Origin of the sequence: Paenibacillus sp. JJ-100 (assembly GCF_948329825.1) — a bacterium.
Lineage (GTDB): Bacteria > Bacillota > Bacilli > Paenibacillales > Paenibacillaceae > Paenibacillus.
Map to the genome: position 1 here is coordinate 535199 of NZ_CAOJCM010000002.1, position 12158 is coordinate 547356.

The following is a 12158-nucleotide window of genomic DNA, read 5'->3' on the forward strand; positions in this document are numbered from 1 at the left end:
AGCCCATTGAACCTGATCACGAGGTGATTCGCTTCCCGTTCATATCTATAGCTCTGAATTATGTATTCTTGAATAATGAGTACTGGTTTGTTTTAGGCACTAAAAAGCCATTAAAGTTATTACACCACACATTTTACTTTGAATCAGCGGGATAGGCAAAATTTAATGATCCCGCCTCATCAGGTAATCAGCGATCTCCATTAACCTTGAAGCATCTGGCAATTGGGCTCGCTCAAGTGCATCCTTGGCAGATTGCGTGAGCGATTTCACTTCAGCCAATGAAGCTTCCATTCCGATGAAATACGGATAGGTCACCTTCTGTTGATGGACGTCACTCTGTGTTTTTTTGCCCATTTTCTGCTCGTCACCCGTCAGATCCAAAATATCATCCTGAATCTGAAACGCGAGCCCTAGATCTCGGCCGAATACGCGTAGCGCCTCCAGCTGTCCTTCTGTTGCTCCACCGATCCGAGCTCCTGCCATGAGCGAAAATACAATTAGATCACCTGTTTTGTGCAAATGGATATATTGGAGCTGAGATAAATCAGTCATTCCTTGTTCGCCTTCCATATCAGCGACTTGGCCTCCAACCATGCCTCTAGCTCCCGCAAGTTCAGCTAAATCTTCAACAATGGACAACAGCGCATCAGCACCTACCCCACTTTGACGACCAGCCTGAACAATGCTATAGAAAGCATGAGTCAGCAGTGCATCTCCCGCAAGGATAGCTGTAGCTTCACCATAAACTTTGTGATTCGTTAGTTTTCCCCTACGATAGTCATCATTATCCATTGCCGGCAGGTCGTCGTGGATCAAAGAATATGTATGAACCATCTCCACGGCGCAGGCTGCCGGCATCGCAGCTGTCCGCTCCGCACCGAAGGCTTCCGCCGCAGCAACGACCAGAAGTGGACGAAGCCGTTTGCCGCCGGCCATTAACGAATACTGCATGGCTTCCACCAAAGAAAGCGGCACATCCCAGTGTTTGGGAAGGATATGCCGCAAAGCTTCAGTAATTTCACCAGTTACTTCTTGAAGGTAGACTTCGAATGAAGGACGGTTACTCATGAATTTCACCACTCTCATCATCCGTCGTACCAAAAGGCTTCTTGCGAAGTTCTCCATCTTCTTCTACGATCATCTCGATCTTACGTTCCACTTGTTCCAGCTTCAGACCACATAACTGGGAAAGTTTCATGCCGCGCTGAAACAAATCAATTGCTTGCTCCAAAGGAACATCTCCATGTTCCAGTTGACTAACAATATCCTCCAATGCCGCCATTGCCTCTTCAAAATTCAGTTCCGGTTCATTCGCCATGGATAGTATTGTCCTCCTTCATTCCCCAGACCTGACAGTCAAGCTGTCCGTCCGCTAATTTGATCTTTACCGAATCTCCCGGTTGTACATCTTTTAAGGATTTAATTAGCCGTTGTTCATGCTCGTCATAGACGAGACTGTACCCCCGTGACATCACCTTTAGCGGACTCAGTGCATCGAGGTGTCGTACGAGTGACTTCCATTGCTGTTGTTTGCTACGTGTGATGGATCGCATCGCAATCTCAAGTTGCTTACGAGCTGCGGCATTGTCCCGATGAGCTGCATTCACCTGCTCACGGGGATTGAAACGTTGCAAAGCTGCCCGTAACCGTTCCTGCTTCTCTACCGTCCATTTCATACGTGTATCCACACTTCGTTGCAAGCGTTGATGCAGCATATCCAGACGTTCCGCATGCTGCATCAACGTTCTGCGCGGATGCACCAGTACCGGGGAGCGTTGCAGACGAGTCAGCCGTTCACGGTGATAAACAGCACGCTGTTTCAGACTGTTCTGTAACTGACGCTGTCTTCGTGCAATCTGTTCCAACAGTTCAGCGCGATTGGGTACAGCGAGTTCCGCAGCTGCAGTCGGGGTCGCAGCACGCAAATCAGCAGCAAAGTCTGCGATGGTGAAGTCTGTCTCATGACCAACCGCAGAGATCACTGGAATCGTTGAATCTGCAATCGTACGAGCAACCATTTCCTCGTTAAAAGCCCACAGTTCCTCTAGTGATCCACCGCCTCGGCCTACAATTAGCACATCCGCTTCACCCATACGATTGAGATTGTTAATCGCTTTGACAATGGATGGTGCAGCCCCCTTGCCTTGTACAAGTACTGGGTACAAGACAACGCTAGCCGAAGGATATCTTCGGCGGAGTGTGATCATGATATCACGAACAGCAGCTCCTGTAGGTGAAGTTACCACACCAATCGTTTGTGGATAACGAGGGATGGGTCTTTTGCGAGCTGGAGAGAACAGCCCTTCGTCCTCCAACTTCTTCTTCAGCTGTTCATAGGCCAGATAGAGACTACCAATTCCGTCTGGCTGCATATGTGTCGCATAAAATTGATACTGCCCGTCTCGTTCATAGACCGATACGTTGCCACGCGCAATAACCCTTGCCCCCTCCTTCGGTACAAAGGGTAAACGCTGATTATGTGACGCAAACATGATGGATTTAATCCGACTGTCCTTGTCCTTTAAAGTAAAATACATATGGCCGCTGGAGTGATGCGTGAAATTAGATATCTCTCCGCGCAACCAGACGTCCGACAGAACCTGATCCGATTCCAGCTTCATCCGGATATATCGGTTCAGGTCTTTAATAGAATAGATTTTCTGTTCTTCCACAGACAGATCCCTAGGCCAATCCGTGAGCGCGTTTTGCCGCGATCAGCGTATTTTGCATCAGCATCGTGATGGTCATCGGGCCAACACCACCAGGAACAGGTGTGATCGGTCCAGAAACCTCTTTTACACTTTCAAAATCCACGTCCCCTGCGAGTTTACCGTTATCCAGGCGATTCATGCCGACATCGATGACAACTGCGCCGGGTTTGACATAGTCCGCATCCACAAAGTTTGCACGACCGATCGCTACAACCAGAATATCCGCCTGACGTGTAATTTCTTTCATATTAGCAGTACGAGAGTGACACATCGTTACCGTCGCATTTTCACGCTGAAGCAGCAAGGATACCGGCTTGCCTACAATGTTGCTACGACCGATAACTACAGCATGTTTACCGGACATTTCCAGTCCTGTACGTTTGATTAGTTCAATAACACCGGCAGGTGTACATGGCAGCAAGCTATCATCACCAATAACAAGATTCCCAACATTCACAGGGTGAAATCCATCTACATCCTTTTCTACAGCAATTGCATCAATTACCGCTTTCTCTTCGATGTGATTTGGAAGCGGCAGCTGCACAAGAATGCCATGAATGGATTCCTGATTGTTCAGCTTGTCCACGAGCGCAAGCAGATCCGCTTGTGATGTACTTGCATCCAAACGATGTACTTCAGAGTAAAAACCGAGGTCATGACATGCTTTTTCCTTATTACGCACATAAACTTGAGAAGCTGGATCTTCCCCGACGAGCACCACAGCCAGACCTGGCACTACTCCTTGTTCACGAAGCTGTTTTACTTCTGCGGTCATGCTTGCGCGGAGCTCTTGGGATACTTCTTTACCGTTAATAATAGATGCTGTCATTATTCTCTCTCCCTTATATGAACATATATTAGATAAAACGATCTGAATGTGATCTCAAAAGAAAAGTTGGCTTATCTACTCTATTCTGGATTGATCTCAGGATAATTTTTGCTTAATGCTGTCCACTTCCTGAATCATTCGACCCAGCACGCCGTTAACAAACTTCCCAGACTCATCCGTACCGAAATACTTCGAAAGCTCAATCGCCTCGTTGACCGAAACTTTCGCTGGAACATCATCACGGAACACCATCTCATACGTGGATAAACGTAAAATTTGGCGATCTACACGGGACAAACGACTAAGTTGCCATCCTTTCAAATAATCCACTAGCAACCCATCAATGGCTTCCTTATGACTCCATGCACCTTGCACCATCTCGGTAACATAGCTGCGCATGACATCCTCATCACGAATTTCAACTTCCGTCTCATTCTCTTCCGCCGCTTCATTAATCAACATGTCAACCGCTTCAGCTGCACTTACTTCGTTCATTTCCATTTGATACAGACTTTGTACTGCAATTTCCCTCGCTAAACGTCTTTTCATATCCTGCCTCCTGCAGCGCTCTCTTCGAGCGTCATCATGCTATTTTAAATGAAGAACCATTTCACTATCCTATAACAGGATACCCAAGGGTCTTCTTTGATATCGGGATCTCTTCTCACAAAAAAACCTGCAAAACGTTTCCTCCGAAAATCGGGCAACTCAAACTACAGTTCTATTTTCGGAAGAAACATATTGCAGGGTTCTTATAGGTTTATTTAAACAAACGCCAGCGATCTCCAAGCCATTGTCGTAACTCCCCCCAGGGAATAAACGAGCCAAGCTTCGCATCACTTCGTCTGCCAAACGTATAACCGATGAACACCAAGAGTGCAAAGAACAACATATCCCAGAAACCGATCCACACATAAAGAAATCCCAATAAGATACCAAAAGCAACACCAAGAATACGTCCCTTATAGCTGTCCCAAATCTCTTTCCACAACATCAGTGAAACTCACCTCATTCCACGCGACTCTTGTAGTTAGGCGATTGGGTCACATTCGCAATATACACGGTTACAAAAGAAACCGGAATCCCTGTAATCTCTTGTACATGATCGTGTATCGCCTTTTGTAGATCCGTGGTCAGCACCGGAATAGGTGTCTCACCATCCACTACTGCTCGAATCTTGATCTCCAATCCTGACTCTACTACGCGAATGCGCGCTTTGACGTCACGTACTTCACGAAAACGGGAAGTTGCCTTCAGACAGAGATTTTCAATGGTCTCCATCGAAATCTGTACCTCCCCGAACTCGGTACGTTGATCCACAGATGGCAATGACCCACGTTCACGCCGAATCGAGATGTAGAAAAAACGTAAACTCAGGACAAACAAAATCGCAGCTGCGACAATGGAAGCCACAATGATATTTTGTTCCTGCTGATAATTCAATTCGTATGGCAGCACACCGCTAATCAGTAAAATGACAGCTGCCGATATTGCTCCTACGCTTATGCTGTATATAAACAACAGAAGCCGATCCAGTATTTTAGCCACGAACTGCACAGCCTCCCTGCTCACTCACATTACTTATCGTGCGGAGAAGGTATATCACGAACTACCTTGTCCAGCTAGTCGAATTACCAATGACCTGTCCAAGACGGGATAACCCCCGACAGAAGTGCCGGGGGAAATCGCTCTTTTTTATTTTACACGTTGCGTGTTCAGGTCGATCTCTTCCACTTTTTCAGCGCTCTTGAACTGAACATCGTGGATGTGTACGTTCACTTCATTCACGTTAAGTCCAGTCATGTTCTCAATCGAACGCTTGACGTTTTGTTGGATTTCAGTAGCAACCTGCGGCAAACGGTATCCATACTCAATAATAACAGAAACGTCTACTGCAGCTTCGCGTTGACCTACTTCAACCTTAACCCCTTTTGAAAGGTTTTTTCGGCCGAGCAGTTCTGCAAATCCGCCAGCGAATCCGCCGCTCATGCCTGCTACCCCTTTAACTTCAACTGTAGCGAGTCCAGCTATCACTTCGATAACTTCAGGTGCGATCTGGATTTCACCGATATCCGTACGTTCAAATTCTGTCGGTAGTGTACTCATAAATGTTTAACACACCTTTCGCGAGATAAGTTTGCGGCCATCCGTCAGGACTGCGGTTTAGCAAAAAGTCGTAGCCCTCCCGGTCCGGCTTTGCCGGAACTCCTGCATACTCCGCTAGGTGTGCGGGCTTATCCAATGCAGGAGACATGCGCTCTTATTATTACATACTATATCATTTGGGCTAGTTTATGACAAACAAGCCCAATATGACGATTAAATCTCGTTTTCTTCGAGAAATTTGATATCAAAATCCCCGCGAATAAACGTTGGATGATCCAGCAGTTTTTGATGGAAAGGGATTGTAGTAGAGATACCCTCTATAGCAAACTCTGCTAAAGCACGCTTCATTTTGGCGATCGCTTCATCACGGGTTGCCCCCCAAACGATCAACTTTGCAATCATGGAGTCATAAAACGGTGAAATCGTATAACCAGGATACGCCGCACTGTCCACACGCACTCCAGGACCACCCGGCGCAAGATAAAAACCAATCTTACCCGGCGCAGGCATGAAGTTACGATTAGGGTCTTCAGCATTAATCCGGCACTCGATTGACCATCCATTGATAACTACATCTTCTTGACGGAAAGAGAGCGGGTTACCTTCTGCCACGGAGATCATTTCACGGATTAGATCGACACCCGTTACCATCTCGGTTACTGGATGTTCAACCTGAATTCGTGTGTTCATCTCCATAAAGTAGAACTCACCGTTCGGGCTAAGCAAAAATTCCAGCGTACCTGCTCCAGAGTAATTCACCGCAAGTGCAGCTCGAACCGCAGCCTCTCCCATCAGAGTACGCACTTCTTCATTCAATACAGGGCACGGCGCTTCCTCAACGAGCTTTTGACGACGGCGCTGAACCGAGCAGTCACGCTCACCAAGATGCACGGCATTGCCGTGCTTGTCAGCCATAATTTGAATTTCAACGTGTTTCATGCCTGTCAGGAATTTTTCCAGATATACACCTGCATTACCGAACGCTTTCTGAGCCTCTTGCTGTGCAGCTGTGATCTGTTTGACCAATTGCTCTTCGTCTTCAGCGATCCGAATCCCTTTACCTCCGCCACCTGCGGTAGCTTTGATGATAACAGGATACCCGATATCACGACCGATCATAATCGCTTCTTCCGTTGTTTCCACAAGACCGTCTGATCCCGGGATGACTGGAACACCTGCATCCTTCATCGTCTGTTTGGCTACAGCCTTATCACCCATTTTGGTGATGGCGTCAGGTGAAGGGCCAATGAATGTAATGTTGCAGGAATCACAAATTTCTGCAAAATCAGCATTTTCGGCTAAAAAGCCGTATCCCGGATGGATTGCATCACATTCAGTCAACGTGGCTATACTCATCAGGTTTGTAAAATTAAGGTAGCTGTCCTTGGACAGTGTTGGTCCGATACAATAAGCCTCGTCTGCAAGACGGACATGCAGTGAATCTTTGTCTGCTTCCGAATATACAGCTACTGACGATATACCAAGCTCGCGGCATGCACGAATAATACGCACGGCAATCTCTCCACGATTGGCAATCAATATTTTTTGGAATTTCATTTCGTTATTGTCCTCCTTCGAAGCTCATGCGACTACTGTTAACGAGTAGAACCGTTTATTCCGGTTTTACCAGGAAGAGAGGTTGTCCATATTCGACAAGCTGTCCATTTTCAACCAGCACTTCAACGATTTCTCCCTTGATGTCAGCATCAAGTTCGTTCATCAACTTCATGGCTTCGATGATGCATACCGTTGTTTTCTCAACAACTTTATCACCCACATTGACGAAAGGACCCGCTTCCGGGGAGGAAGCTCTGTAAAACGTACCTACCATTGGAGATACAATTTTATGTAAATGACTAGTTGTATCGGCTTGCGGAGCAGCCTCATTCACAACTGCGGCAGCAGCAGGTTGAACCTGCGGAGCAGCAATCATCTGTGGTTGTACGGCAGTAGCCTGTACGAATTCCGTTTTAACCGGTTTGCGGATCGATAGACGTGATCCTTCATTTTCAATTTCCAATTCTTGAAGGGAACTTTCATCAACCAATTTAATCAGTTCCTTGATTTCGCTTAGTTTAAACATTTCCATCATTCACTCCTTCGGCATCATGCCAGTCTCACTAGGACGGTCATATGGCTTTTAGTATTATATCATAATCATTAAAAATGGAAAGAGCCCGAGAGTCTAACCAGCTCTCGAGCCTCCATATCATATTCTTAATTACTTTTCTGTGACGTATTGCACACTGATTTTGTTCTGTGATACAGACAGTTCTTTCATGACCAGATCAACGATGGATACCGCCTGCTTAACGTCCAGTTTATCGCTCAGAACCACGACTTTATACATATCCGACTCTTCCTCCACAATTGCGTTGGAGTATTGTTGAGATAGGGTTTCTTCGATGCTTGTAATTTTCGCCTCTTTATCTTCCAGTGCTCGTAGCTGTTCGGTTGCTTTCGCATTTTCTTCCGGTGTCTTACTTAAATCACCTGCAATAGTCATCAGTTCCTCATACTTGCGATTGTTGCTTTCCTCACGTTGCCACTGGTAATTCTGGAACTGACTGCTAGCTGATGCGGCTGTATTTTGCTGTTCCATCTCTTTGAGAACTTCTTCGTCCGTTTTAGCAGCTTCGCCCTCTGTTTTATTCTCGGTATCAGGTGTAGCCGCTGCTCCTTTTTCCGAGCCTTGTTCTGTCTCTTTTGGGGTCTCTCCTTCTTTTGTGCCCGACTCCGTTGCAGGTGCTTTCTCTGCATTTCCTACTTCCTGTCCCTCGACATCTGCCGGGCTTCCAGCCGGGTCTAATGCGCCAGAATCATCGGTAATTTCACCGCTATTTACAACCTCGTTAACCACCAGTCCCTCTGTTGGATCAAGAATACCTGCTGTTTCCTTTGCTTCGCCCTGTTTCATACCGTCCACTTGTTGACTATCCGCGACTGGTGGATTCACTGGCCCCGAATCTTCAGTAAACAGATAATATGCGGACAAAATAACCATCAGACTCAGCATAGAGACGAGCCATATTGTTTGACGTTTGTTATTCATTTAGAATATCCTCCTCAAAATAGGGTTGATTCTGACAACATATTTCTTGTGAGTTTAGGATCCTTGCGAGTATAGGGAACAGTTAATCTTGCTTGCGTGGAACAACCGAGATGCGGTACGCCGCTACGTTTAACCCCTTTTCAACAGCATCTGTAATCAGATCTTTAACAACCTTGTTCTCTGCACCTCTCGCCACAACGAGCACACCGCGAATTTGCGGTTTCAGCTTTTTCGTTACAATGGGTGTCTGATCTCCTGATAATTCATAGGTAATAATCTCTCCGTCTCGGGTATATTGCGTCATATGTCGTTTACCGCCATTGGCATCCGTCTCTTCGGTGAGCTGCTGTGAATCTTTTACGTTCCGCTGCACCACCAGTTCTTCCGTGGAATCGACAGTGACCATCACATCAACCGTGCCTACGCCAACAATATTTTCCAGCACGCCTTTGATCTTGTCTTCGAATGCAATCTCGATGGCCTGAAAAGGGTTCTCTTCCAGCACGTCACTCTGGATGGCTGACAGGGATGTAGCTTGTTCCGGTGGTTCCCGACCGATGTTTTCAGAATCAATCTTTTTAACGTTGACAAAAGAATTAAACAGCATAATGCCTACACCGATCAGTCCCAGAATGATTAGCCAACGTAAGGTTTGACTACGCTTCGCACCACCTTCACCGCCACCAAACCAGGTTTCTAGCTTTTTGAACCATTGTTTCATCGGCTTCCCTCCTTCTCAGAGAACTTCTGCGTTTTCCATCTGGGTCACTCGAACCTGACTCGCATCGACTTTCCACTTTTCTTTTAACAGCGTAATAATCTGTACAGCGTGTTCAGACGGAGAAGCACTCGCTTGCTCATGATCAGAACCTGCACTAGAGTCGCGGGTGATCGATGAATCGGTTGCCTGGGTATCAGGGAGAGACTTGCTACTCGATTCTCCACCTCTTGACTCTATCTGCACATTTGTAATTTCTATCGGATCAATCTGAATCGGCCGAGTACCCTGCTCACGTTCATTATCCTCGGATGAAACCGTCGTCCCTGTCATGGGCTGACTGTTTACGGGCTCTGCCCGTTCCGAATCTGGAGTTGAGCCTGTAGCCTCAGGAGCCAGCTGGACGATGACTTGTTGAATGACGGGCAGTTCCGTAGAAGCTGCTACTTCCGTATCAAGCTCCTGTTTTTTCATCACCAGTTGTACATCAACAGACTGAACTTTCACACCAGTCGTTTCTTCAATTTGTCCTTTCATGGCGTTAGCCAGTTCCTTGGCCGTCCACTTTAGTGATTCCTTTTGCTCACTCGCTTGCATTCGCTTTCCCTGAGCCAGTATTTTCTCTAGTGTTTGCTCATCTTGCGGAGCCTCCATTGCTGTCATGGCTCGTTTCAGTTCGCCTACAGGATCACTTCGCAGCAGCTTGGTTATGGGAGACAATAGAGTGAGCAAGATGAGGAGGCTCAGCACAAGCTTGACGTAACGTTCCATGGAACGATTCGGAAGCAACATATCCACGAACGTTGCCAGCAAAACGATCATGATCAGATCCTGCAGCCAGTTGCTCAGCCACCCCATCTTCTTCAGCCCCTTTCCCTGTATGCAGAAAATTAACGCATCATAACGGTTAAATTACCTGCAGTCAGCAGAATCGTAATTGCCAGGAAAAACATGAGTCCAACCGCGGCCAGGGAAGCAAATACATAAATCATGCTTTTACCAATCGCTTGCAGACAACCTACAATCGGCGTATCCCCTAGTGGCTGCATAATCGCTCCCGTCACGTTGTAGATCAGTGCCAGTGCCAGAATCTTGATAGCCGGAAAAGCACAAAGGAACAAGATAATAATGACTCCCGTCAGCCCAATTGCATTTTTGACCAGCAGTGATGCGGTGATGACCGTATCTGTTGCATCAGCGAAAGTTCTACCTACAACAGGCACAAAGTTTCCTGCAATATATTTGGCTGCCTTGAGGCTGACACCATCTGCCACCGAACCTGAAGCTCCTTGTACTGAAATGACACCGAGAAACATCGTTAGCAGGATACCAAGTAAGGCTACGCTTATGTTTCTCAAAAGGTCTGCCATTTGTGTCAGTTTGTATTTATCCGAAACCGAACTGACCAAGTGTAGTACAGCCGAGAAAAAAAGAAGCGGGAAAACCAGCAGATGGATCAGTGTACTCACGAGATGAATCATAAAAATAATCAGCGGGTGAGTCATAGAAACCGTTACGACATTCCCCATGGAAGCCAGCAGTGTGAACAAAAGGGGCACCATCGCCATCATAAAGTTAATCATGCTGGCTATAGCCTCTTTTGCATAACCGATAGCCACACTGAAGCTGTTGATTGCCAGAATAATAATGACTAGATAACAGATCGCATAGGCAATTTTACTGATATTGTTCTTTTCAAATGCGGTCTGCAATGTCTCCAGAATCATGCTCAGTACGGTTAACATCACGATGGTGACGAGCAGTTTGCCATTATATAGAACTTCATGTAGCGCGAACGTACCCACGGCAGCAAATATTGACTTCATGCTGAATCCCTCATTACCGGGAATCAACATATCCATGAAGGATGGTGTCTTTCCTTCTGGAAAAAGGCCACCATATTGTTTCATTAGCTGATCCCAATATTTCTCCACCTGGTCCTTCGGCAGTTGATCAGCTTGCTGCTGCATCCATTCGGTAGATGGCGTGCTGGCAGCAACATGTCCGATCAGGCCGAACATCAAGCAGAGCATCAGCACAATCATTAGGCGCCACTGCGGCTTGTGATGCAAGATTTTCATATGCTCCGCACGCCCTTTCTACACCGGCATCAGTTTCATAACGGTTTCGATAATAATGCTAATGATTGGGATGGCGAGTACGAGAATCAACACTTTGCCGGCCAATTCAATCTTGGATGCGATGCTCTCCTGACCTGCGTCCCTAACAATCTGAGCACCGAATTCAGCAATATAAGCAATACCTATTATCTTCAATACCGTTTTCAGATAAATGCTCTCCATGCCGGAATTTTCAGCAAGGCGCTTTAACACTTCAATCACCGCACCGATCTTGCCGATCAGCAGCATAAAGATAACAACACCCGTTGCTGCTGCTATGAGAAAGGCAAACATCGGCTTTTGTTCTTTGATGACTAGAATCAGAACAGTAGCGATAAGTGCCAGACCAACAACTTGAATAATTTCCACGGGTCACCACCATCCGGCTTTATGACCGTTTTCATTGAAAAAGAAATATGGATTTAATCTCTTGCAGCAAGCTGTCCAACATTCGGACGACCATGAACAGTACAACGACAAATCCGATTACGGTCACCCAGTGAGCCATATCTTCCTTCCCCATTTGTTTCAACACGGTATGAATCATCGCTATAATGATTCCAATGCCCGCAATTTGAAAGATTGCGTTCACTTCTAAATTCATGACCTTGGCACCTCGCTA

General features: G+C 46.5%; 16 protein-coding genes. All 16 read right to left on the reverse strand.

All coding sequences use genetic code 11. The features are described from left to right. Positions 1 to 162: 162 nt before the first annotated feature. Entirely contained in the window at positions 163 to 1089 is a 927-nt protein-coding gene (locus tag PQG66_RS09100) for a polyprenyl synthetase family protein (RefSeq protein ID WP_272037373.1), read from the reverse strand. After that, positions 1061 to 1318 (reverse strand): exodeoxyribonuclease VII small subunit, encoded by a 258-nt coding sequence (gene xseB / locus PQG66_RS09105; RefSeq protein ID WP_272037374.1) that lies wholly within the window; start codon positions 1316 to 1318, stop codon positions 1061 to 1063. The genes PQG66_RS09100 and xseB overlap by 29 nt, the downstream gene beginning before the upstream one ends. Next, on the reverse strand, positions 1308 to 2621 hold the full coding sequence (xseA, locus tag PQG66_RS09110; protein ID WP_442955088.1) for an exodeoxyribonuclease VII large subunit: 1314 nt from the start codon (positions 2619 to 2621) through the stop codon (positions 1308 to 1310). The genes xseB and xseA overlap by 11 nt, the downstream gene beginning before the upstream one ends. A 61-nt stretch (positions 2622 to 2682) precedes the next feature. Beyond that, on the reverse strand, positions 2683 to 3540 hold the full coding sequence (gene folD, locus PQG66_RS09115; RefSeq protein ID WP_272037376.1) for a bifunctional methylenetetrahydrofolate dehydrogenase/methenyltetrahydrofolate cyclohydrolase FolD: 858 nt from the start codon (positions 3538 to 3540) through the stop codon (positions 2683 to 2685). A gap of 96 nt (positions 3541 to 3636) precedes the next feature. Continuing rightward, positions 3637 to 4089: a transcription antitermination factor NusB gene (gene nusB / locus PQG66_RS09120; protein WP_272037377.1), complete on the reverse strand. Its 453-nt coding sequence runs from the start codon at positions 4087 to 4089 to the stop codon at positions 3637 to 3639. Positions 4090 to 4300: 211 nt separating this feature from the next. After that, positions 4301 to 4534, reverse strand: a complete 234-nt coding sequence (locus tag PQG66_RS09125) for a DUF2273 domain-containing protein (RefSeq protein ID WP_272037378.1) — start codon at positions 4532 to 4534, stop codon at positions 4301 to 4303. A gap of 14 nt (positions 4535 to 4548) precedes the next feature. Then, positions 4549 to 5088, reverse strand: a complete 540-nt coding sequence (amaP, locus tag PQG66_RS09130; RefSeq protein WP_272037379.1) for an alkaline shock response membrane anchor protein AmaP — start codon at positions 5086 to 5088, stop codon at positions 4549 to 4551. Between the two features lie 147 nt (positions 5089 to 5235). Continuing rightward, complete coding sequence (locus PQG66_RS09135) at positions 5236 to 5646, reverse strand: Asp23/Gls24 family envelope stress response protein (protein ID WP_090922519.1); 411 nt, start codon at positions 5644 to 5646, stop codon at positions 5236 to 5238. Between the two features lie 213 nt (positions 5647 to 5859). Further along, complete coding sequence (accC, locus tag PQG66_RS09140; RefSeq protein ID WP_272037380.1) at positions 5860 to 7203, reverse strand: acetyl-CoA carboxylase biotin carboxylase subunit; 1344 nt, start codon at positions 7201 to 7203, stop codon at positions 5860 to 5862. A 55-nt stretch (positions 7204 to 7258) separates the two neighbouring features. Further along, positions 7259 to 7729 (reverse strand): acetyl-CoA carboxylase biotin carboxyl carrier protein, encoded by a 471-nt coding sequence (accB, locus tag PQG66_RS09145; protein WP_272037381.1) that lies wholly within the window; start codon positions 7727 to 7729, stop codon positions 7259 to 7261. A 138-nt stretch (positions 7730 to 7867) separates the two neighbouring features. Continuing rightward, on the reverse strand, positions 7868 to 8698 hold the full coding sequence (locus PQG66_RS09150; RefSeq protein WP_272037382.1) for a SpoIIIAH-like family protein: 831 nt from the start codon (positions 8696 to 8698) through the stop codon (positions 7868 to 7870). Between the two features lie 82 nt (positions 8699 to 8780). Then, entirely contained in the window at positions 8781 to 9419 is a 639-nt protein-coding gene (gene spoIIIAG / locus PQG66_RS09155) for a stage III sporulation protein AG (protein WP_272037383.1), read from the reverse strand. 15 nt (positions 9420 to 9434) lie between these two features. After that, a complete protein-coding gene (gene spoIIIAF, locus PQG66_RS09160) occupies positions 9435 to 10274 on the reverse strand; it encodes a stage III sporulation protein AF (protein ID WP_272037384.1) in 840 nt (279 codons plus the stop codon). Between the two features lie 32 nt (positions 10275 to 10306). Next, positions 10307 to 11497, reverse strand: coding sequence for a stage III sporulation protein AE (gene spoIIIAE, locus PQG66_RS09165; protein WP_272037385.1), 1191 nt, complete (start codon positions 11495 to 11497; stop codon positions 10307 to 10309). An 18-nt stretch (positions 11498 to 11515) separates the two neighbouring features. Continuing rightward, positions 11516 to 11905, reverse strand: coding sequence for a stage III sporulation protein AD (gene spoIIIAD, locus PQG66_RS09170; protein WP_123062262.1), 390 nt, complete (start codon positions 11903 to 11905; stop codon positions 11516 to 11518). A 31-nt stretch (positions 11906 to 11936) separates the two neighbouring features. Next, positions 11937 to 12140: a stage III sporulation protein AC gene (spoIIIAC, locus tag PQG66_RS09175; RefSeq protein ID WP_017687585.1), complete on the reverse strand. Its 204-nt coding sequence runs from the start codon at positions 12138 to 12140 to the stop codon at positions 11937 to 11939. Between the last annotated feature and the right edge of the window lie 18 nt (positions 12141 to 12158).

What these genes read in the sequence shown, in the direction of transcription:
- PQG66_RS09150 (WP_272037382.1), bottom strand. Translation starts at nt 8,698, where the DNA reads ATGAATAACAAACGTCAAACAATATGGCTCGTCTCTATGCTGAGTCTG.
- accC (WP_272037380.1), bottom strand. Translation starts at nt 7,203, where the DNA reads ATGAAATTCCAAAAAATATTGATTGCCAATCGTGGAGAGATTGCCGTG.
- spoIIIAE (WP_272037385.1), bottom strand. Translation starts at nt 11,497, where the DNA reads ATGAAAATCTTGCATCACAAGCCGCAGTGGCGCCTAATGATTGTGCTG.
- xseA (WP_442955088.1), bottom strand. Translation starts at nt 2,621, where the DNA reads ATGAAGCTGGAATCGGATCAGGTTCTGTCGGACGTCTGGTTGCGCGGA.
- PQG66_RS09125 (WP_272037378.1), bottom strand. Translation starts at nt 4,534, where the DNA reads ATGTTGTGGAAAGAGATTTGGGACAGCTATAAGGGACGTATTCTTGGT.
- spoIIIAC (WP_017687585.1), bottom strand. Translation starts at nt 12,140, where the DNA reads ATGAATTTAGAAGTGAACGCAATCTTTCAAATTGCGGGCATTGGAATC.
- folD (WP_272037376.1), bottom strand. Translation starts at nt 3,540, where the DNA reads ATGACAGCATCTATTATTAACGGTAAAGAAGTATCCCAAGAGCTCCGC.
- accB (WP_272037381.1), bottom strand. Translation starts at nt 7,729, where the DNA reads ATGTTTAAACTAAGCGAAATCAAGGAACTGATTAAATTGGTTGATGAA.
- xseB (WP_272037374.1), bottom strand. Translation starts at nt 1,318, where the DNA reads ATGGCGAATGAACCGGAACTGAATTTTGAAGAGGCAATGGCGGCATTG.
- PQG66_RS09100 (WP_272037373.1), bottom strand. Translation starts at nt 1,089, where the DNA reads ATGATGAGAGTGGTGAAATTCATGAGTAACCGTCCTTCATTCGAAGTC.
- nusB (WP_272037377.1), bottom strand. Translation starts at nt 4,089, where the DNA reads ATGAAAAGACGTTTAGCGAGGGAAATTGCAGTACAAAGTCTGTATCAA.
- spoIIIAF (WP_272037384.1), bottom strand. Translation starts at nt 10,274, where the DNA reads ATGGGGTGGCTGAGCAACTGGCTGCAGGATCTGATCATGATCGTTTTG.
- spoIIIAG (WP_272037383.1), bottom strand. Translation starts at nt 9,419, where the DNA reads ATGAAACAATGGTTCAAAAAGCTAGAAACCTGGTTTGGTGGCGGTGAA.
- PQG66_RS09135 (WP_090922519.1), bottom strand. Translation starts at nt 5,646, where the DNA reads ATGAGTACACTACCGACAGAATTTGAACGTACGGATATCGGTGAAATC.